Source organism: Photobacterium sagamiensis (genome assembly GCF_050337085.1).
GTDB lineage: Bacteria > Pseudomonadota > Gammaproteobacteria > Enterobacterales > Vibrionaceae > Photobacterium > Photobacterium sagamiensis.
Window position 1 is genome coordinate 17,440 of record NZ_JAKJSP010000065.1, and the last position, 21,611, is coordinate 39,050.

The window sequence follows — 21,611 nt, forward strand, 5'->3', positions numbered from 1 at the left end:
TGGGCTGGTAGTTTAGATGGCAGGGTATATCGCAAAAGCAAATAGAAATTCTTGAAAGGATTGGGCAATAAAGGAATATTGAGCTGATGGTAGAAGCAAACCATGACAGGGAACATAAACCAGAGGCAAAAAAAAGCCGCTATAATCGCGACTTCATTTCACTGATGCATTGTGGATGGACAGAATTGAGCATTAGTCTTCCAATTCCCAAGGCATATCTGGCAGTGCCGTCAGGTTCTCTGTATAGCGCTTAAGATCGAAGCTACCTCCGTTTTTAGCCACATCAAACACTTCGATAGACAATGCACACGCAATCATCTGCACAGCTTCATCACGCGCTGTTCCAGTCATCATCAGACGCATCAACGTTTCTTTAACTTTGATCGGGGTACTATCCGCAAGCTGGTTTTCCACGATTTCAACCAGCATATCGCCAGTCATGATTTCTTCATTCTGCATCTTTAATGCCTACATAGATAATTTCGACGAATTTTATACTATTTCACACCACACTGATATTGAGCATTGTCAGCGCTCCCTATCCTCCAGATTCTGGATCAATGCAAAATTTGGCACAAAAATAAGACCACAGAATGATAGGGCAAGTTTTATATGCTAGACCATAGCTTTAGAAACTGATGACTCGGCTGATAGCATCACTAACGCCATTACCGCAGAATATGCGTGATCCATTGAATAGAACGAATAATCAAGTGGCTGGTTATGTTCTAGCTCCACTTCATTAACTAACACCGTTTTTAACCCCGCAGCCACTGACGAAGTCACTCCCGTTAAACTGTCTTCAATCGCCAACACCTCATGAGGAGCAAAACCTAACGTCTCACAAGCTAACTGATAGATATCCGGTGCGGGTTTATTATTAGCAACATCGTCACCACTGAAGACATGATCGAACAATTCCAGCCAACCATGCCGGGTTAAAATTTCCTCAACATACATTCGTGGTGCGCCAGTCACAACAGCCAGAGGTACTTTACCTACTAACGTTCTTAATAACCCGTCAACCCCTGATTTGGCTGGAATATTACCGACTAATAAGGCCTGTTCGGTAATCGATTCCATTTGTTCCAGCATGTGCTCGACGGACAGTTCAATAGTAAATCGGCGCTTCAGATCTATTGCGACTTTATCCCAGGTCACACCGGCATAATCCGTCAAAAATGCTGACTTAGAGAAATCTATATTCCAGCTTTCTAAAAATGTTGACCAATTATCGGCATGGAAAACTTCAGAATCGACGAGCGTACCATCGAAGTCAAAACAAATTGCCTGCATAGAACTATACATCCCTAACTCACTACGAAGGCGCTATGTTAGAAGTTCCGCACTTTTATAGCAACTCAACAATTTATCGCTGATAACATATTAAAAACAACCATAAACCACGGCGATCTTATGATGTATAAAAATGGGGATTGTTTGATGTGGTACAGTCTGTATTAATGCAGAAATGACTAATTCCGCATTAGTACACCATGATTATGTTTAGCCATCACTGGTCATTAACGTTGATTCATTCATAAGCATATTGATACACGCATCTATTGGCTTTGCCCTACTTACATAAAAGCCTTGGATATAGTGGCAATTCATACCCATCAGAAGATCAAGCTGCGCCTTTGTCTCAACCCCCTCAGCAACGACCTTGATACCAAGCTTATGACTAAGCTCAAGTACCAGTGACACCAGAGTTTGACTGCCGCTATTGCTCTCAATCTCAGTAATAAAACTGCGATCAATTTTAATAATATCAGGCCTCAGATCAACGATCGCGCCCAGTGATGAATACCCGGTACCAAAATCATCAAGGGCAACTTTAATCCCCCTATCTTTAAAGCGAGCCAATACATCATGAATATAGCGACTCTCTTTCGATGCGGTTGTCTCAGTGATTTCAATCACAATAGAGCTGTTTGGTAATTCGTACTGCTGAATCACATCGCAGATGCATTCATCCTGCCCACGGTTGATAAACTCTTTTACCGAGCGATTAATTGAACAGCAAATAGAGTCATAGCCAAGCGTGTGAATTTTTTTCAAATCCTGGCAAGCCTGATGAAGTACCAACATACCCAGCTGATTTATCAGACCGTACTTTTCTGCGATAGGAATAAATACGGCGGGAGAAATGTCACCCTGGATGTCGTCGTGCCAGCGTGCAAGTGCTTCAAACTTAACAATTCGGCCTGTTTGGGTATGAATGATCGGCTGATAGCAAACGGAGAGCGTTTGTTCAGCAATCGCTTTTTTCAGCCGATCTCTTAACTGGAGTTTTAAAATATCTTGTGTTTGCAGCTGATGATCATAAAGACAAACACCATTACGTCCCTGACCTTTCATATTGTACATAGCGTAGTCTGCATTTTTCAGCAATGCGTGATGAGTTAAACCACTGTCAGGGTATGCAGAAATACCGATACTAACGGTCGTATTGACTTCAATATCATCAATGTTAATGGGTTCAGCGATCGCTCGATTCACTTCTTGCGCCAATTCAGAGGCTTGCTCTGCATTAACATTTGGCAGCAAAACGGAAAATTCATCACCACCATAGCGACAGATATTGTCATGTTCAGGAAAAATTAATTTCAATCTATCAGCTATCTGAGCTAACACCCTGTCACCGAAATCATGCCCATAGAGGTCATTTATCGACTTAAAGTCATCCATGTCGATAAACAAAATCGCAAACACTTGGTTATTCATTTTTACTTGTTTACTTTGTTTTTCTACTCGCTCTGTAAAGCTACGACGGTTTACCAAGCCCGTTAAAGCATCGTAATAAGCAAAAAAGGTCAGCTGTTCTTCCGCTTTTTTCCAATGGCTGATATCGCGGAAAACCGCAACGTAATTCACCACGGAACCGTCAGAATCTTTAATCACATTGATCGATGTTTCCTCAGGGTAAATTTCTCCACTTTTACGACGATTCCAGACTTCACCCTTCCAGCATCCCTTGGTCTGCAGACTTAACCACAATGACTGGTAGTACTCTTTGTCGTGCAGACCTGAGGAAAGAACGCTTGGAGATAAACCCAGCAACTCGTGCTGTTTATACCCGGTCGTACGTTCAAACGCATGATTAACCGAAATTATCCGGTTATTATTATCCGTAATAAGGATACATTCTGAGGTGTTATCGAACACAACCTTAGCCCGACTCAGCTGACGCTCTGTTTCAACACTTGTCGTCGCATCACGTTGAATACCAGCAATGCGAGTAGGATTACCATCACCATCTTTTTCAACAACTCTGCCTTTGAGCTTTAACCATCGTTCCTGACCAACGTCATAGGGGTTATTGGCATCCTGGGCCAGTCGAAATGCAAAGTTGAAAACGGTGTAGTGATCTTCTCGAAATCGATTAAAGAAATTCAGTCCTTCCTTCCTATTTTCAGGATGTAAGCACGCGACCCACTCGGTAAAATCTTTGCCGTTATCGGGTTTATCTTTACCTAATATGCTCCAGAACTTTAGCGATGTGAGAAACTTACCCGTCGATAAGTCATATTCCCAGATCCCTTCTTCAGCAGAATCATAAGTTGTATGTAACTTATTCGATGTTTGAGTCAGTTTGGCTGATACATGGTAAAAATCTGTCACATCCTGAACAGTTCCTTTCATTATTAAAGGATTACCATTGGGATCCCAGGTCACGCTAGATCGTTTACGCAAATGCTTAACAGTACCGTCTGCCAGCAGAACTCGATGATCAAGATTATAAGGCGTTTTATCTGATTCCAGCGAGTCATTCAGTGCTTTCACTACCCGCTCTTTGTCATCGGGATGAATAAATTGGGTGATCAGATCCAGTGAAGGTGTGAGAGTCAGATCATCAATACCATAGATCCGGTAGAGCTCCTTACTCCACGCAATAGCATTGGTTGTCAGATCCCAATGCCAGCTACCTATCTTGGCAACACGCTGGCCTTCTTCCAGCTCCCACATCAGCTTTTCTTGCTTGGATAACAATGCCGAGTATTTAAGTTCAACCCCAAGGAAATAACTGAGGTTGCAACTCCACTCTTCAATCTCCTGAGAATGCTCGTAGGCTTCATCGAATAAACAGACAACAATACCGACAGGTTCATTAGTGTGGGCAAAAATTGGCACGCCAAGATAACCTTCAGCGTTTAAGTCTTGCAATGGTTTATCATGGGGGAAAAGTGCTTGTACACTTGAAGGGTAATGGCAGGTGCAACGGTCTGACTGAACATTTTTACACGGAGTATCAACAAGGCTGTAGCTAAAGTTTTTTGCCACCTCGCCGTTTGCACGATATGACAGGGTATACACCTGCTTTTTATGCTCGTCAAAGTAGCCGATATAACAGTACTGAGGCTTCAATTTGTCATAAACTAGCTCAGTAGCTTTATCAAATAATTCGGTCCCGTACAGATTTTGAAGTGCATTCTTTATTATTTTATTCATCACTATCAAATGTCGCTATCAACTTACTCTCGTGCAAACAAGTCGATATTCAGCTTCCCGTTATCTGCCCATAACCGGGGGACTCTACAGTATGCATTTTATCAATAAAAGCCCTCTTTACCGATATGCAAAACAAATGAATGAAATAATGACATTCATCACTATGAAAGTCGGTGATAAAGATGTTCTACAAAAATGTCATGAATAAATACTCATGACTGCAAAACAGTCATGAGCATTTTTCAACCGTTGTCAATCGCTGGCTTGAGCCCACGACGATGCTGATCACTGATTACTTAAGCGACGGTTTGCACTTTAGGGTGAGAAGGCAAACGCAGTGATATCACGGTAGTAATGGCTAAAAAGGTAAAAGATACCCACAAACAAGCGGCAAGTCCGGCTTCCTGATACAACCAACCCGACAGAATGGTGCCAATCAGACGTCCCATTGCATTCGCCATATAATAGAAACCGACATCCAGCGATACACCATCATCTTTGGCATAACTGACTATCAGGTAAGAATGCAAAGATGAATTAACAGCAAATACCGCTCCAAAAATGAGTAAACCAACAACAATAGTCAGTTCAGGTTGCCAGTTAAGCTGAACCCCGAGCGCGATAGCCGCGGTGATGGCAGCTAATAGCCCGGCCCAAGCCAATGCGGCCCGACCGTCTGGTACCACACCTTTGGCTTTCCCGGTTAAACGAGGAGCAAAGCCCTGCACCACACCGTAAGCGATGATCCATAACGCAAGAAAACCGCCGACCCACAGATGATCCCAGCCAAATACCTGGCCCAAATACAAAGGCAGTGCCACGACAAACCAGACGTCCCGGGCACCAAATAAGAACATTCGTGCCGCAGAAAGAATATTAATACTGCCACTTTTCGAGAATATCTGACTGAACTTAACCTTATTTTTGGCTTTACCCAGATCCTTTTCCAGCCAGCTCATGCTCATTACAAACACAGCAGCCAGTACCGATGCCATTAATAGCACCGCACCTTGGAAACCCAGAGAGGCCAGCAACAGGCCGCCAATGAAAAAACCTGCACCTTTTAACGCATTTTTCGAACCGGTAAGGATCGCAATCCACTTATACAAAGCACCTTGCTGATCGTTAGGCACCAATGTTTTAATCGCACTCTTGGCGCTCATTTTATTCAAATCTTTCGCAATGCCTGACAAGGCTTGCGCCAGCATTACCCACGCTACAGAGAGGTAGGAAGAAGGCACCGCGAGCATAGATAACGCGATCACCTGCATGGCAAGACCAATATTCATAGTACGGTTTAAGCCGAGTTTCGCACCTAACCAGCCGCCAATCAGGTTAGTGACTACGCCAAAGAATTCATAAAACAAAAACAATGAAGCAATTTCGAGCGGTGAATACCCTAGCTGGTGAAAATGCAACACCACCAGCATACGCAAGGCACCATCCGTGATAGTGAAGTTCCAGTAATTGAACGTCACCAGCATATACTGGCGTATGTCTTTCGACAGAGTTGAAAAAGCGGCAATCATGCAGAGTTCTCTTTCAGTTGACTCCTGCAGAAGTTAATCCCCACAGGAGCTATTCATTTAACCAAGAGCAAAATTATTATGCCAGACCGACTTTACGGATAAGCTCAGACGTACGGGTTGCGTAACCCATTTCGTTATCATACCAAGCGTAAATCTTCACCATGCGGTCGTTGACAACCATCGTAGATAAAGCATCAACAATGGTCGAACGTTGATCACCTTTATAATCAATCGATACCAACGGGCGATCTTCAAAGCCCAATACCCCCGCTAACTCACCTTCTGCCGCTTCTTTCAGCAGTGCATTGACTTCTTCAGCCGTCGTATCACGGCTCACATCAAATATAATGTCGGTCAGTGATGCATTCGCTAGCGGTACACGAACCGCATGACCGTTGATCTTGCCTTTAAGCTCAGGGAAGATTTCAACAATCGCCGTAGCAGAGCCCGTGGTGGTTGGAATTAAGCTCATACCGCAGGCTCGCGCACGACGCAGATCTTGATGCGGGGCATCCAAAATGGTTTGGGTATTGGTTAAATCATGAATGGTAGTAAATGAGGATTGTTCAATGCCCAGCTTTTCATGGATCACTTTGACAATAGGTGCAATGCAATTTGTGGTACACGATGCCGCGGTCACAATGCTGTGTTTTTCTGCATCGAACAAATTATCATTAACACCCACGACAATGTTCAAGACACCTTCTTCTTTAACCGGTGCAGATACCACGACACGCTTCACACCTTGACCCAGGTATTTCTGTAACAGCTCTTTTTTGCGGTGTACACCGGTTGATTCCAGTACCACATCACAGCCAGACCAATCGACAGCGTCAATTTCACGTTCTTGAGAACAGACAATCTTCTTATTACCAACAATGATCTGATCACCGTCAACCTTCACTTCATGGTGCCAACGACCCTGAATAGAGTCAAACTCCAGTAAGTGTGCCAGTGTTTTTGCATCACCAGCCACATCATTAATTTGGACGAACTCTAGCTCTTCCCAATCAAATGCCGCACGAAGAGCCAAACGACCGATCCGACCAAAACCGTTGATGCCTACTTTAATTGCCATGATCTCTATCCTTTTACTAGTCTAATAATTGACGCCACTAATTATATACGAAAAACTATATATATGCCTTTCCGCATATAGTAGACAGAACAATTCAAATTGACCAGATCTTTTTTCAGCAGGCTATGATTGAAATCCAATGACGAACCGCCTATATACCCAAGTAACCTCAAGATGCTCGTTTCAGCGAGAATTTATTGGCTTCTAGGTAAGACGCTGATTTGAAGACATAGTTGTTCTACGTCAATAATCAGCAACGCAGCATAGGAGCCCCTCTTTCTGCAAAAAACAGGAACTCGCCCTTTGGGAGTGAGTCAGCGAACCCACTTCTGCGTCAAATGAGCTTGAAAGGGACAACCATTCCTGTGCTCATTTTCCTTGAATTGAACTCGCTGAGCTCACTCTGAATCCGGCATATTGAGGTCACTTGGGTATAGTGCTTGAAAGGCTGATTATGAAAAACGAACGTAATGCGAAGAAAAAAATTGAGGGGATAGGGCTTCAACAAAGCCCAATCTTAAGTGTAGTAGGCTGCCGATTTAAAAAATCAACAACATGAGGCATGTTGTTGATTTCTATATATGGCTGTTTTTCTGGCTGCTAAGCTTTAATCATACAGGTGGCAAGCTACAAGGTGCTCTGTCCCTTGCTCTCCGGTGTTATGGGCATTTGGTCGCTCTTTCTTGCACCTACTGCTGGCCTGGGGACAGCGAGTTCGAAAAGTACATCCGCTTGGTGGCGACAGAGGAGAAGGGACATCCCCTTGCAGTTTCATCGACTCTTTGCTGGCTTTAGGATCCGGGATCGGGATCGCTGACAACAACGCCTGGGTATACGGATGCTTTGGATTACGATATAGCACTTCCGCAGGCGCTTTTTCTACAATCCGTCCAAGGTACATCACCCCGACTTCATCGCAGATATGCTGAACGACGCCGAGATCGTGAGCAATGAACAAGAAAGAGATACCCTTTTTCTCTTGCAACTCTGCAATCAAGTTGAGCACCTGAGCTTGCACCGACACATCCAGTGCGGATACCGGCTCATCCGCGACGATGAACTTTGGCTCCAACACCAGTGCCCGGGCGATACCGATCCGCTGCCGTTGACCACCAGAAAACTCATGAGGATAACGATTCAATACCTGCGGACGAAGACCAACGATAGCCATCACCTCAGCGATTTTTGCTTCGCGCTCATCTTCAGTACCAATTTTGTGGGTATCCAAAGGCTCGCGAAGGATCTCGTGGATAGTCATTCTCGGATTCAGCGAGGCGTAGGGATCCTGAAAAATGATCTGAATATCACGCCGCATCGCTTTCAGTTGGCGCCCTGTCAACTGGGAAATATCGACTCCCTCCAGCTTCACCTCACCGGAAGTCGGTTCATATAACCGCAATACACAACGACCCAAGGTTGATTTACCGCAACCGGACTCACCCACCAGACCAAGTGTTTTTCCTCGCTCGATGGTAAAGCTGACATCATCTACGGCTTTACAAACCGCCTGCGCACCAAAAAAGCGATTACCAGCCGAAAAGTGCTTCTTTAGACCCTTAACTTCTAACAATACTTCGCTCATTGGGTATCTCCATTCGGACTAAAACAGGCGACCTTGTGCATTTCACATCCGTTCAATTCGGGAATCGCTTTATGGCACCGAGCGTGTGCTTTATCACAACGGTCTGCAAAACGGCAACCATCAGGCAGATGTAGTAAATCCGGTACCACCCCTCTGATGGTTGGTAAACGAGGGATCTTTTTGTCCCGCACTACCGGAATCGACTCCAGCAGCCCTTTGGTATACGGATGTTTCGGATTGGCAAAAATCGCTTCAACCGGGCCTTCTTCAATAATTTGGCCACAGTACATCACCACCACCCGCTGGCAGGACTCGGCCACCACGCCCAAATCATGAGTGACCAAAATCACCGCCATGTTCAGCTCTTTTTGCAACCGAACCATCTCGTCCATCACCTGGGCCTGAATCGTTACATCCAGAGCGGTAGTCGGTTCGTCAGCCAACAGCAGATCTGGTCCACACGACAACGCCATCGCGATCATCACCCGCTGGCGCATACCACCGGACAACTCGTGAGGATATTGATCAATGCGTTTCTCCGGCGAAGGGATCCCAACGGTATCGAGCATCTCGATCGCCTGGCGACGAGCCTGCTTTTTGCTGACATCATTATGAAGCCGGATCACGTCAACCATCTGGGTCGAAATCTTCAGCACCGGATTTAATGCCGTCATCGGCTCCTGGAAGATCATCGATATTTCGTTACCACGAACTTTGCGATACTCTTTCTCGCTCAGCCCTACCAGCTCACGGCCTTTGAAGGTAATGCTGCCATCGACGATTTTTCCCGGAGGGGATGGTACCAGACCCATAATCGACAACGAACTAACGGATTTACCACAGCCGGATTCACCGACGATAGCCACCGTTTCACCCGGCATGACTTCAAAGTTCACTCCGTTAATCGCGCGAACCGTGCCTTTGTCGGTCTTGAATTCAATCGTAAGATTTTTCACTGATAACAGTGGGGTTTGCTCAGACATATTAAATCTTCCTTGGGTCCAACGCATCTTGCAGCGAGTCAGAGAACATATTGAAAGCCAGCACGAGTACAAACATCATGCCTGAAGCGGCAAAGAAGTTGCAGAAATAACCGGCGGTAACCTCACCACTGGCTTCAGCAATCATTAGTCCCCAACTAATACCGTCTTTTACGCCCAACCCTAAGAAGCTTAAGATCACTTCGCTTTTAATGGCGGTGATAAACAGCAACGTCATCTCCACCAGCAAGATATGTGAGGTATTAGGCAACAAGTGTTTCAAGATCACCCGATAAACCGGCACACCCAATGAACGAGCAGCTTCAATGAACTCCATGTTTTTCAACTTGATCACTTCCCCTCGCACCAATCGCGCCGTACCCATCCAGAAACAGCACATCATCGCAATATGCATGGCATAAGGGTTGTCAGCCAAGGCAACAGCGAAAGCTGCAACCATCAGGTAGTAAGGGATACAGTCGAGGCAGTTCATCAGCCATAGGAATATCTCATCGATCACCGTACCTGAAAAATACCCAGTGACCGAACCCACCAATGCACCCATAATCGTTGCCACAACTGCAACGGTCAATCCCACCTCAAAAGCGGTTTTGGTACTGTAAATAGCGCGTTGGAAAATATCCTGACCATTAATATTGGTACCGAACCAATACTCGGCAGTGGGCCCCATTTGCCCGTCAGCAAGCAGTTCATCCCACCCTTGGGCAATCACTCCCAACCACACCAAGATAGCGATGAATAGATACAACCCAACCACAGACAGGCTGATCATACCGACCTTATCGTGAATAAATTTATAAAACGCTTTGGTCCAAAGGGATTCACGTTTTGCCGGCACCACCGCGCTACTCCCCTGTTCCATCATTGTGTCCGACATTACTTATTGTCCTTTATTTTAGAGAGATACGCGGATCGACAATGCGATACAAGATATCCACCAGACTCACGACAAGGATAAACATCAGCGTGGTCAATACGATGATCGCCTTCAATACGGGCAGATCGCCGGTGGTTATCGCGTCGTAGGCTATCAGCCCAACGCCAGGGATACCAAAGTAACTTTCCAGCAACAGCGCACCGCCTACAATCACGAAAGGAATGGAGAAGACAATGCGGGTGACTATCGGAATCAATGCATTTCTCAGAACATGCTTGAACAATATCGTGCTTGCACTGTGGCCAAAAGCCTTGGCTGTGCGAACATGATCTCGGGTTGTCTCTTCCACGATCACGGCGCGATAGAACCGGGTGTTATAGCCCAGAGCCACAAACACCGATGAAATTGTCGGCACTGTAATGTAGTAAAGATAATCCGAAAGAGAATTCACTTCCCAGCCAAAGACTGGGAAGAGGTTTAGGCCATAGCTGGAGCAGAAAATCAGCTGTGTCGCAATGATCACAATAAGATACGAAATACTCATCCCCACCACCGAAGACGACATGATCAGCTTATCCAACCAGGTTGACCGATGCATGGCAGCAAACAGCGCCAGCAAGATCCCCAGCACGTTGCCAATAATGAAACCCGGCAACTGCAAGGCTATCGATACCGGAATGGTCTTCGCCAAAATCGATGTCACCCTCTCGCCGGTTGAATCGGAATAGCCAAAATCAAACAGCAAAACTTCTTTGATGTACTCGAAATAACGTACAAAGAAGGGTTGGTCGTAACCCAGCTGATGCCGGATCTCGTTGATCTCATCAATGGTTGGATTACGGCCCAGCAAGTCATACGTCTTGTCCGGCCCGAAATAAACCATTAATACAAAGCTAATCAGGGTTACCCCGAAAAGCAAAGGGATGCTATACATCAGCTTCCTGAAACAGTGTTTTAAAATCTCCATAATGACCCAGCTTTATTTATGATTTGATATCAACGTATTTCAGGTAATTACCTACAACATCACGCTGAGGCCACATAACGGCATTCTTATGCCACATACGAATACGCGTACGGGAATAGCCGCCAATACCGACACAGTCATCGACTACCATCTGGTTCATCTGCTTGTATATTTCGGTACGTTCCGGACTCGGCTGCATCACCGCAGCTTGCTCATATAACTTGTTAAACTCAGGGTTGTTATAGTTCGAGCTATTGGAACCCGGTGAACGGTTTGGACCATAGAACAACTGCAGGGTGTTTTCCGCATCCGGATAGTCTAACCCCCAGCCCATTGGTACAAGCTGTGTCTTGCTCATCTTCACGTCTTTGTTGAAGTCACCGAAGGTAGCAAAAGATTTAAGCTTTACCTTGTTCTTCGGATAGCCAATTTTGGTCAAATTACCGCGGAACTGTTCGAAAAATTGTTTGTTTCGCGTACTTGAAACACCTGGGTAATACAATACTGGCAAGCTTTGCTTGTTCCAGCCATGTTCCTTGAGCAGTTTTTTCGCTCCGGCAATGTCTTGCTGAATTGAAGACTTGTCCATATTAGGATCGAAACCATCAGTACCCGGAACGATAAAACCAGGGTAGGCGTCGCCAATACCTAGATAAAAACGAGAAACCCGCTGTGGCCAGTTGAACGACTTGACGATCGAACAACGCAGCGCTTTGTTGGCCGCATTTACTTTAGGATCTTCAGAGTAGCCAAAGTATTCATCATCAAAGTTAAAGAAGTTATAGACAAGGCCAGCTTCAGGGTTCACCCGGAAGTTAAACCTCTCGGCATATTCCGGTTTTAGTTTCACCGGATTCTTACTGGCCAACACTTCATTCATCTGCTCATTTTGCAGTGTCGTGTTAACAATTTCAGTGCCTTTGCTGAAGGAGTTCCAACGCGCTGAGGCTTGTTTTACCCAGTTCAGTTCGACACGGTCGACAATCGGAAGCGTCTTACCATCCAAGGCACTGATACCGGTAAACCCATGTACTTTTTCATCATAACCAGCACCGGACAGGTCAAAAATTTCCTGGCGGTAATTGGTGTTTTTTTCCAATACGGTTTTCGTATTGTTATGGGAGACTAGCTTGAACGGCCCGGAACCGACTGGGTGTATAGACAACTCGCGCCCATACTTTTCAACCGCTTCCACTGGCACGACGCCAGAGTAGCCCATCGCCAAGGTATAAGTCAGCTGGGGAAATGGTTTGGTCAGTTTGATCTGTACGGTATGGGAATCCAAGGCTTTCAGGCCTTCAATCTTTTTCGCATAGTCAGAGCCGCTGGCTTTCCAATCATCCAAACCGATAATCTTTCCCGCCCACAACCAGGCACCCTGGGAGCGGTTTTTCGGATCAAAATGGCGTTTAATCGAATACACAAAATCGTCTGCTGTCAGCTCGCGACCTTTACCGTTAGCAAACGCAGGATCATCAATAAACTTAACGCCTTGCTTGAGCTTAATGGTATAGGTCAAGCCGTCATCAGAGACTTGAGGCATCCCCACTGCCAGGCTAGGTTTTAGTTCATAGGGAGACTTCAAGTATTTGTATTCATACAACGTGTCATAGACTGCGGTGGTGACGGTATTGGAGTAAGCCGTCGCCGATTGAACTGGATCAAAGGTGGTCGGCGTGCCGTCTTCGGAGAATTTGAAGACTTTAATATCTTCCGCCATCGCCAGGCTGGAGGCCACAAGCGCCGCCAAGGGTAATATCGCAAACTTTTTCATATAACTTCCTGTTAATTAATCACATGCTTTTTGCTACTTCCATGTGTGAAACTTATCTGGGTACGGTTAGGGCCTGAGAGTCAACGTCTCATTTATCAAGCAAACGAATATTATGCTATCAGTGGCAATGACTACAGTGGCTTACAACGCAATTGGGAAGCAAGACAAATAATTCCAATTAATCTATTGACTTACGGAAGTATTTTATACCAAGCCGATCAACTCACCGCTTACCATTTGCACTGAGTGGTCACTTAATAAACACATCACGAATACAAGGACGCCAAACGCCATCATTTTATGAAGCATTCCTACGCGTGAAATAACTATAGGGAGTAGAATCGGGATAATACGGGCGGTTCGACATTTGGATATCTTAAGTTCTGATCACAAAAGATGAATTCCGCTTAAAAAAAACTCCGCATGAAAGCGGAGGATTTGTGAAAAATGGCAGTACTTGCGCGAGGTTTCATACCGTTACTTTGATTCAAAAGCTTGAATATAGTCAATATGGGCTTGTCGAGTAAAAGCACCTGGGCGTAGCGCCTGAATTTGACTGATGGTTGCTTTCAGATCTATCCCCCGCTCCAGCATCAGGTGAGCTGCGATCAAGCCAGTTCTGCCAGAACCACCCATACAATGAATGACCAATGAATCACCATTATCAAGCATGTTCTGGGCTGCCTCACTGACTTCCGGCCAGTTTGCGTTAAACTCTTCACCCGGCGCACAATCATCTTCAATTGGCAGGTGGTACCATTTAAGCCCCAGCGCCTCACACTCTTGGGTGAGTTTTTGTAAACCATCACCCGGCAGGTCGCTTGATTGCAGCGCCGTCAATACAGCTGTTGCACCTGCGGCTTGTAATTGCACTAAGGAATCGTGCAGATTAGCTTCTTTGGTACCCGGACAAGGCGTCAGCAGCAACTGTGCATTATTGTTTAGCGGCAGCACCCAGAATGGATGTGTATTTGACATGTTTTTTTCCCGTTGATATAAATTCTTTGTTGTCGCTCAGACCGCTGAGGCCGTTTGCTTTTTGTTGATATTTGACTTATTGCTGATAGTTGGCTTATTGCTGAAACCCGGCTTCTTACGATCTGCAATCTGACTGAGTTTAAGCTTTTCCTGATTGATTAAGCCGGGATTACCGTTTCTCACAGTGGCCAGGGTATGACGCACCCAAGCAGGCAGGTGTTCTGGGAAGTGATAAAAAATCCACAGCCCTTCTCGCTGATCTTGTAAAATCCCGGCATCACGCAATAAAGCCAGGTGTCGTGAAACCTTCGGCTGGCTCACTTCCAGTGCTTTGGTTAAATCGCCAACAGTTAATGCCAGTTCATCTTCGATCAGCATTAAAATCCGTAACCTTAATGGATCACTCATGATCTTAAACAGCTCAACAGGACCAATCGTATCGTTTTGCTGTTCACCATTTAACATCAAGAAAAGAGCAATTCTTGCTTTAAGACCCTCAACGGTTTCATAAAATGCCTGTATCCCTTCTGTCGGCTTAGGATCTTTAAAATCCCAATGGATCAGGGCATCTGAATCCGGAAAAAGCGCGCACTCATTACTGGCCTTGTCACATAATGTAATGACGACATCAAAATGCTGATCATTCAACGTTGTTACAGAAACACTCTGAAGATTATCGGTATTGACGTTTTGATCCGCTAGCACCAGGTAAACCCGATCATCAACCGTTTCAGGACTCATGCCTGCACTCATTATCTCGTAATTATCTCCAGCCATGTGGCGCATTAACGCTTCAGCCAGTTGGGAGCGTGCGGAGTTTCCGGTACAGAGAAAGAGTATTCGCTTCATATGAGTCTCGATTTACGGCATTTTCACGAGTATATATGATATTCCACATATAAAGCCAATCAAAAAAATAGCTGAAACACAAGGGAAAGACCAGTCGGAATAAATAGGGCCTGCTTATCTTTCAACATTACATCTATTACAAGATAAACAGGCCTTTGCAAAAATCACGACTCAAGCGCATCAAAGGACTGCACGGTATTACTTAACACCCACTCTTTTAACTTCGACGCCACCAAAGGGTGATTCAACAAATCTAAGTGGTTAATACCGCAACCTATCCATTGATGTTCTGCGGAATACAGTAAGTTCGTATACCCGGCTTCGCTTTCTCCCAGAGCACTGGATACAGGAACTAAACCATCCCCGAGAGCTCGATTCGACTCGTCATTAAGATTCCGCCCCAAACAGGTGGCAATCGCATAACATGCCACTTCCTCTGGCAATGCCGGGCGTACTCTATTAAGCCGCTTCTCATTGTCTTCTTCCTGCCAGTCAGCATGACAAATGTAGCCTTGACTGAGATCGCGGCTACCGTTGCTGCGAACATCAGATATCTTTGACAACGCTGACAAATACGGGGCTTCAGCGACTCTTTCATCAACCCAACAGGCCAGTTGGGCCAATGGAGCGCCGTTATGAGGAGTACCAAGGCTAATGAAGGTGCGAAGCATAGCTAACCAATTCAGCTGATGATGTTCAGCATAGTAACAGGCACTTCTCGTTACCAGCCCCCCCATACTGTGGCCAACAATTACGACTTCTTTAACTTCACGAGGCCAGGCTGCAATGAGCTTTTCGAGTTTGAATGCGAACTCTTCACCGTTGAAAGAGATATGCTGCCCTGTGTTATAGCGCAGATATACAGGTGTATAACCAAATTTAGCTAAGAAGCGGCCATGATCATGATCTTTACGCTGCCATTGAACGTCATTCATGCACCAGCCATGCACGCATAATACAATCCTGTCACTGGCTTCGGGCAACTGCTGGCTAAGCAGTTCGGGCTCTAAACTTAAAGTTTGTTGCTGATCTCTAAAGATCATCTCCTGCATTAACCGGCTATTACGCTGTACGAGGTAATCACCAACCATGCCATTCAGTATCGAGAGCATCGCGTCACTATGATTATAAGGTAAGCTGTTTTCGATAAATTCACTGACTTTACCTTTCGCTGTTACCCTGTTTTCAGCCATCTTCGAGGAAACTTCATCCATTAAAGTCTGAAATTTCCGACTTAGATTATTCCTAGAAATCATACTTCACCTCAGTATTGCCGTGATCACCTGCTTCAGGTTAATCACATTATATACCCAAGTAACTTCAAGTTGCAGGATTCAGAGTGAGCTCAGCGTGTTCAATTCAAGGAAAATGAGTGTAGGAATGGTATTCCCTTTTAAGCTCATTTGACGTAGAAATGGGCTCGCTGACTCACTCCCGAAGGGCGAGTTTTATAGTCTTCTATACTGCGTTACTGATTATTAACGTAGAGCCACTATGTCTTCAAATCAGCGCCTTGTCTAGAAGACTATAAATTCTCGCTGAACAAGCACCTTGAAGTCACTTGGGTATATATCTGTCCATTCAGGCTGTCTCAAATTTTCAACTCAAGGTGTATTAATGCAAGAACAGATGCATCATTTTTCAAGTGATTAATATCCACACTGCTGTAGAACTGTGTTTTCTATTAGAACATCGAAGACGCGTTAAATAATGCCAGTCACATCACAATGATTATTAAATAGCTGACATTTAGAATAAGGAAGAGAATAAAAAATAAATTAACTGACAATTATAGATAATAAAATTAGAATATGCACTCTAATTTATATGATTATTGTAAATAATTTCAGATCAGGGAAATCTGATCTGAAATTAGGAGYTTATAAAGTATTATGCGTAATCTGTTTCTAGCGTATTGGAATGTGTCAGTTGCGAAGCTAAATCAGTCAGAATCATATCAGCCGCTTTTTCAGCAATCATAATGGTGGGCGCATTCGTATTTCCACCAATGAGTGTCGGCATAATAGACGCATCAACAACACGAAGCCCTGCAACACCAATAACGTTCAACCGCGAGTTAACCACTGCCATCTCATCGTTGCCCATCTTGCATGTACCAACAGGATGATAAATCGATTCTGCTTTTCGACGTATGAACGCTTCTAACTGCTCGTCCGTCTGCACCTCTTTACCCGGAAAAACTTCTTTGCCCCGATAATGGTCAAAAGCCGGTTGTTTTAAAATTTCACGAGACATTTTTACCGCCTTCACCAATGCTTTTACATCATCAGCATTCTCAAGATAATTGGCCTCAATCACGGGTGGCACCGTTGGATCTGAGTTACGTAGCTTTAATGCTCCTCGACTTTTTGGCCTTAAATTACAAGCATGTAGCGAGTAACCATGCCTGATGGTTGTCCACAGATCCAAACCGTGATTATCCAAAAAACAAGGTGAAAAATGGAACTGAACATCCGGTGCCGTCAGCTCTGGAGAACTTTTGGCGAATCCCCCGGCCTCAGCAATATTGGAGGTGAAATTGCCTTTTCTAAACAGGACGTAATCAAAAAATCCTTTTACAGATCGCAGTAAAGCAACCGGAGAAAACCCCACCGAATGAAAGGTGCGTTCTCGGGTCACAGCAAGCACATCAAGGTGGTCCTGCATGTTTTTCCCGACCCCGGGAAGATGATGAACCACATTGATTTTATGTTGATTTAATTCAGTTTCATCACCAATACCTGACAACATCAGTAACTGCGGACTGTTAATAGCCCCCCCACTTAAAATAACCTCCCGGGCAGCACGAACAGTCTGCTTTTCACCGTCTTTCAGGTACTCAATACCCATCGCCTTCTGTCCGTCAAACACCACCTTGGTGGTAAGGGCATCAGTAATAATAGTAAGATTCTTTCGTTGCTCAGCCGGGCGTAAGTAGCCCACCGCAGCACTGCAACGCTGGCCATTAATTTGTGTCACCTGATAGTAGCCGACACCATTCTGCTCTTTGCCGTTAAAGTCTTGATTTATAGCATGTCCGGCTTGATTAGCCGCTTCGATGAAAGCCTCTGATAACGGGTTTGTATTCCGTAAATCAGCAACATTTAAAGGCCCGCCGGCACCATGGCAAGCATCCGCTCCACGTTCCTGGTGCTGGGATTTTTTAAAATATGGCAACACGTCATCATAACTCCAACCATGGTTTCCCAACGCATCCCACTCATTGTAATCCTGTGCATGCCCCCGGATATAACACATGGCATTGGAAGCACTACTGCCTCCCAATGTTTTGCCCCGTGGCCAAAACAGTTTTCGCCCCTGTAAGTTAGGTTCCTGCTCTGTGTAATAACGCCAATTCATCTTCTTTGAATGCATCATTCCAATTAACCCTAATGGTACATGCACCATAAAGCTGGAATCTTTTGGCCCGGCTTCAACCAAACATACTTTGATTTTTGGATCGGCTGACAATCTATTGGCAAGCACACATCCTGCTGAACCTGCTCCTACAATTACGAAATCATACATAACATCCTCTCAATTTTCTCGTAATAATTTTGCCAGCCATTTTAGAAGTCCATTGGTTTACAAATGCACTAGTTTACAAATGCAGTAGTTTACGAATGCAGTAACCTTGTACTTTATTATTTTCTCTCCTAATTAATCATAGATTAAACCATGGAAAAACTAATTCATTTCTAAAAAAGATGTAAATCACTCAGTAATAACAAATAAAAAGGTGATCTATTTAATAATTTTAAATATTGTCTGCAGACAAGAGCTCAGACCAGTGTAACGTATATTTCGAAAAGGAATATTTTTTTGCCTCAGTTGGCACATTTAAGGAGAACCCATGGCATATTTTCTGACTGGTGGTACGGGCTTTTTAGGCCGTAACCTTATCACCCGATTATTAAAACGCGAGGGTGATATTTATGTACTTTGTCACGATCAGCTGGCGCGAGATCTTTTGGCATCCAGTCTGCAAGAGTGGAATATACCCGCTGGTCGTGTAATGTCGGTTCAGGGAGACCTGACTCAGGAAGGTTTAGGTTTATCAGAAGCCGATATCGCCGCACTCAAGGGCAATATTTCTCACTTCTTCCACCTTGCTGCGATCTACGATCTTAAGGCGACAGCTGAAATTCAGGAAGCGGTCAATATTGCAGGTACTCAAAATGCGGTTGATGCAGCCATAGCACTGAATGCGGGCTGTTTTCACCATATCAGCTCTATCGCTGCTGCTGGTTTGTATGAAGGCCACTTCCGCGAAGACATGTTTGATGAAGCAGAGAACCTCGATCACCCTTACTTCTCAACCAAGCATTTATCAGAAAAGGTAGTGCGGGATAAGTGCTCAATTCCATTTCGCGTCTATCGTCCCGGAATGGTTGTGGGTGATTCAAAAACTGGTGTTGCGGAGCGTGCAGACGGTCCCTATTACTTCTTCAAGATGCTACAGCGCATTCGTAATGTGCTGCCAGCCTGGGTGCCTACCATTGGCCTTGAAGGCGGACGCCTGAATATCGTCCCTGTCGATTATGTTATTGATGCTTTAGATCATATTGCTCATAAAGAAGATCTTGATGGACGCTGCTTCCACCTGACGGATCCAAAACCCTATCGTTCTGGCGAAGTACTCAACATTTTTGCTGAAGCCGGTCATGCCCCTCGCATGGCACTACGTTTTGATGCAAGACTGTTTGGTTTTATCCCGAACCAGGTTAAGAGCGCCATTCTTTCATTGCCGACGATCAAGCAAATTGCTGAAGTCACCATGAAAGACTTAGGTATTCCAGCTTCTGCTCTGCAGTTTTTCACATACCCGACAGATTTTGATTGCCGTGAAACCCAAATGGCATTGAAAGGTTCAGGCATCGAGTGTCCTCGTCTGCCCACTTATGCGCCTGTAATTTGGGACTACTGGGAGCGTCACCTGGATCCAGAAATCTCGGGTGATCGCAGCTTGAAAGGCCGCGTTGCAAACAAGATCATTCTGATCACTGGCGCAAGCTCCGGTATTGGTCAGGCAACAGCCTACAAACTGGCTGAAAATGGCGCAGAAATGGTGTTAGTGGCTCGTGATGAAGAGAAACTTGCTCTCACCAGAGAAGAAGTTGAAAAACGTGGCGGCATCGCTCACACCTATCAGTGTGATTTATCAAATATCGAACAAGTCGATACTCTGGTTGCCGATGTGCTGGCCGAACATGGCCGCGTCGATATTCTCGTTAACAATGCTGGCCGATCAATTCGCCGCTCCGTTTCCGACTCCGTCGACCGTTTCCACGACTTTGAACGCACCATGCAGCTGAACTACTTTGGTGCATTGAAGCTGACACTCGGTTTACTGCCAAGCATGGAAGCGCAAGGAGGTGGTCACATTATCAACGTCTCTTCGATTGGCGTGCTGACTAATGCGCCGCGATTCTCTGCGTACGTTTCATCAAAAGCCGCAATGGATGCTTTCACTCGCTGTGCCGCATCAGAGTACTCTGATGTAAATGTTAATTTCACCACCATTAACATGCCATTGGTGGCAACACCGATGATTGCACCAACCAAAATCTACGATTCTGTACCAACGTTATCACCAGAAGAGGCTGCCGATCTATTAGCAAACGCAATCATTGATAAACCCAAGCGCATTGCGACTAAGCTCGGTATTTTTGGCGCTATCATACATGCACTATTCCCGAAACTCGCCGAAATAATCATGAACAGCAGCTTCCGCATGTTCCCTGATTCCAAAAAGAGCGAGCAACAGGATGAAGAGCAGAAAACAGAAAAAGCCTCTTCGGCAGAGCTTATTGCCTTCTCGGCATTGCTCCGTGGCATCCATTTATAGCCGATTCTAGTTGCCAATCTTTTAGATGGCTAGGGCCTGTTTATCTTTCAACATTGCAACAATTATGTTGAAGGATAAACAGGTCCTAAATAGTGAATATTTAATTAAAGGAATAAAATCATGGCAGATTTACAAGCAACTTTTGAACAAGCTCAGCTAGATGTGAAGAAACTCACTCAACGCCCATCCAACGATGAGCTACTGGCTTTGTATTCATTTTTCAAGCAAGCAACTGACGGCGATGTACACGGTAAGCGCCCAGGTATGTTTGATTTCAAAGGCGCCGCAAAATATGAAGCGTGGGAAAAGCGCAAAGGCTTGGATGCAGATACTGCAATGCAGAAGTACATTGATAAAGTATCGAGAATAATTGCGGCTTACGCATAAGCGCTGATCTACGAAGACAATGACATATAAACAAAGGCCGCATTTGCGTAATGCCGATCAGTTAAGGATCAGTTGAACGATCCTATGAGGCTGACATAATCCGGAATCAGTTAATGATTCCGGATTTTTTTATGCAACTTTCAGATGCTCTTGCCTCCGTTTCCCTTAACAGCCGTACTGACTTTCAAAGTCTTGCTGATGTTCTCGATCCTGCTCTTATCGAACAAGGCTTGAATCAAGCTGGAGTTGCGACTATTCGTAGACGAAAACTACCGATGGAGTCCATGGT

Annotated in this window: 17 protein-coding genes; 3 read left to right on the forward strand and 14 right to left on the reverse strand. The window is 45.0% G+C overall.

All coding sequences use genetic code 11. The features are described 5' to 3' along the window. Positions 1-192: 192 nt before the first annotated feature. The 14 genes from L4D76_RS24655 to L4D76_RS24720 form a co-directional block, all read right to left on the reverse strand. A complete protein-coding gene (locus tag L4D76_RS24655; RefSeq protein WP_428443514.1) occupies positions 193-459 on the reverse strand; it encodes a hypothetical protein in 267 nt (88 codons plus the stop codon). 156 nt (positions 460-615) lie between these two features. Continuing rightward, positions 616-1,308 carry an HAD family hydrolase gene (locus L4D76_RS24660; RefSeq protein ID WP_428443515.1) on the reverse strand — a complete coding sequence of 231 codons (693 nt, stop codon included), beginning with the start codon at positions 1,306-1,308 and terminating at the stop codon, positions 616-618. Positions 1,309-1,506: 198 nt separating this feature from the next. Then, positions 1,507-4,452 carry a sensor domain-containing protein gene (locus L4D76_RS24665; protein ID WP_428443516.1) on the reverse strand — a complete coding sequence of 982 codons (2,946 nt, stop codon included), beginning with the start codon at positions 4,450-4,452 and terminating at the stop codon, positions 1,507-1,509. Positions 4,453-4,748: 296 nt separating this feature from the next. Then, positions 4,749-5,981, reverse strand: coding sequence for an organoarsenical effux MFS transporter ArsJ (gene arsJ, locus L4D76_RS24670; RefSeq protein ID WP_428443517.1), 1,233 nt, complete (start codon positions 5,979-5,981; stop codon positions 4,749-4,751). Between the two features lie 76 nt (positions 5,982-6,057). Next, positions 6,058-7,059 (reverse strand): ArsJ-associated glyceraldehyde-3-phosphate dehydrogenase, encoded by a 1,002-nt coding sequence (locus tag L4D76_RS24675; RefSeq protein WP_428443518.1) that lies wholly within the window; start codon positions 7,057-7,059, stop codon positions 6,058-6,060. Between the two features lie 607 nt (positions 7,060-7,666). Then, positions 7,667-8,641 carry an ABC transporter ATP-binding protein gene (locus tag L4D76_RS24680; protein ID WP_428443519.1) on the reverse strand — a complete coding sequence of 325 codons (975 nt, stop codon included), beginning with the start codon at positions 8,639-8,641 and terminating at the stop codon, positions 7,667-7,669. Then, a complete protein-coding gene (locus tag L4D76_RS24685; protein WP_428443520.1) occupies positions 8,638-9,624 on the reverse strand; it encodes an ABC transporter ATP-binding protein in 987 nt (328 codons plus the stop codon). Before L4D76_RS24685 ends, L4D76_RS24680 begins: the two co-directional genes overlap by 4 nt. A 1-nt stretch (position 9,625) precedes the next feature. Further along, complete coding sequence (locus L4D76_RS24690; protein WP_428443521.1) at positions 9,626-10,519, reverse strand: ABC transporter permease; 894 nt, start codon at positions 10,517-10,519, stop codon at positions 9,626-9,628. 13 nt (positions 10,520-10,532) lie between these two features. After that, positions 10,533-11,486: an ABC transporter permease gene (locus tag L4D76_RS24695; RefSeq protein ID WP_428443522.1), complete on the reverse strand. Its 954-nt coding sequence runs from the start codon at positions 11,484-11,486 to the stop codon at positions 10,533-10,535. A gap of 16 nt (positions 11,487-11,502) precedes the next feature. After that, the gene (locus L4D76_RS24700) at positions 11,503-13,260 is read right to left on the reverse strand and encodes an ABC transporter substrate-binding protein (protein WP_428443523.1); all 1,758 of its coding nucleotides are present in this window, start codon (positions 13,258-13,260) and stop codon (positions 11,503-11,505) included. A gap of 477 nt (positions 13,261-13,737) precedes the next feature. Continuing rightward, positions 13,738-14,238 carry a phosphatase domain-containing putative toxin gene (locus tag L4D76_RS24705; protein ID WP_428443524.1) on the reverse strand — a complete coding sequence of 167 codons (501 nt, stop codon included), beginning with the start codon at positions 14,236-14,238 and terminating at the stop codon, positions 13,738-13,740. 36 nt (positions 14,239-14,274) lie between these two features. Next, positions 14,275-15,087: a metalloregulator ArsR/SmtB family transcription factor gene (locus L4D76_RS24710; protein ID WP_428443525.1), complete on the reverse strand. Its 813-nt coding sequence runs from the start codon at positions 15,085-15,087 to the stop codon at positions 14,275-14,277. Between the two features lie 164 nt (positions 15,088-15,251). Beyond that, a complete protein-coding gene (locus L4D76_RS24715) occupies positions 15,252-16,301 on the reverse strand; it encodes a PGAP1-like alpha/beta domain-containing protein (protein ID WP_428443526.1) in 1,050 nt (349 codons plus the stop codon). Positions 16,302-16,977: 676 nt separating this feature from the next. Then, positions 16,978-18,615, reverse strand: coding sequence for a GMC family oxidoreductase (locus L4D76_RS24720; protein WP_428443527.1), 1,638 nt, complete (start codon positions 18,613-18,615; stop codon positions 16,978-16,980). Positions 18,616-18,940: 325 nt separating this feature from the next. Between L4D76_RS24720 and L4D76_RS24725 the strand changes: the two genes are divergently transcribed. From L4D76_RS24725 to L4D76_RS24735, 3 genes are all read left to right on the forward strand, one after another. Further along, a complete protein-coding gene (locus L4D76_RS24725; protein WP_428443528.1) occupies positions 18,941-20,935 on the forward strand; it encodes an SDR family oxidoreductase in 1,995 nt (664 codons plus the stop codon). Between the two features lie 120 nt (positions 20,936-21,055). Beyond that, positions 21,056-21,322 (forward strand): acyl-CoA-binding protein, encoded by a 267-nt coding sequence (locus L4D76_RS24730; RefSeq protein WP_428443529.1) that lies wholly within the window; start codon positions 21,056-21,058, stop codon positions 21,320-21,322. A gap of 131 nt (positions 21,323-21,453) precedes the next feature. After that, the coding region (locus L4D76_RS24735) for a transposase domain-containing protein (protein WP_428443530.1) at positions 21,454-21,611 on the forward strand (158 nt) is incomplete at its 3' end.

Coding starts and splice junctions, on each gene's coding strand:
- L4D76_RS24655 (WP_428443514.1), bottom strand. CDS start 459: ATGCAGAATGAAGAAATCATGACTGGCGATATGCTGGTTGAAATCGTG.
- L4D76_RS24660 (WP_428443515.1), bottom strand. CDS start 1,308: ATGTATAGTTCTATGCAGGCAATTTGTTTTGACTTCGATGGTACGCTC.
- L4D76_RS24665 (WP_428443516.1), bottom strand. CDS start 4,452: ATGAATAAAATAATAAAGAATGCACTTCAAAATCTGTACGGGACCGAA.
- arsJ (WP_428443517.1), bottom strand. CDS start 5,981: ATGATTGCCGCTTTTTCAACTCTGTCGAAAGACATACGCCAGTATATG.
- L4D76_RS24675 (WP_428443518.1), bottom strand. CDS start 7,059: ATGGCAATTAAAGTAGGCATCAACGGTTTTGGTCGGATCGGTCGTTTG.
- L4D76_RS24680 (WP_428443519.1), bottom strand. CDS start 8,641: ATGAGCGAAGTATTGTTAGAAGTTAAGGGTCTAAAGAAGCACTTTTCG.
- L4D76_RS24685 (WP_428443520.1), bottom strand. CDS start 9,624: ATGTCTGAGCAAACCCCACTGTTATCAGTGAAAAATCTTACGATTGAA.
- L4D76_RS24690 (WP_428443521.1), bottom strand. CDS start 10,519: ATGTCGGACACAATGATGGAACAGGGGAGTAGCGCGGTGGTGCCGGCA.
- L4D76_RS24695 (WP_428443522.1), bottom strand. CDS start 11,486: ATGGAGATTTTAAAACACTGTTTCAGGAAGCTGATGTATAGCATCCCT.
- L4D76_RS24700 (WP_428443523.1), bottom strand. CDS start 13,260: ATGAAAAAGTTTGCGATATTACCCTTGGCGGCGCTTGTGGCCTCCAGC.
- L4D76_RS24705 (WP_428443524.1), bottom strand. CDS start 14,238: ATGTCAAATACACATCCATTCTGGGTGCTGCCGCTAAACAATAATGCA.
- L4D76_RS24710 (WP_428443525.1), bottom strand. CDS start 15,087: ATGAAGCGAATACTCTTTCTCTGTACCGGAAACTCCGCACGCTCCCAA.
- L4D76_RS24715 (WP_428443526.1), bottom strand. CDS start 16,301: ATGGATGAAGTTTCCTCGAAGATGGCTGAAAACAGGGTAACAGCGAAA.
- L4D76_RS24720 (WP_428443527.1), bottom strand. CDS start 18,615: ATGTATGATTTCGTAATTGTAGGAGCAGGTTCAGCAGGATGTGTGCTT.
- L4D76_RS24725 (WP_428443528.1), top strand. CDS start 18,941: ATGGCATATTTTCTGACTGGTGGTACGGGCTTTTTAGGCCGTAACCTT.
- L4D76_RS24730 (WP_428443529.1), top strand. CDS start 21,056: ATGGCAGATTTACAAGCAACTTTTGAACAAGCTCAGCTAGATGTGAAG.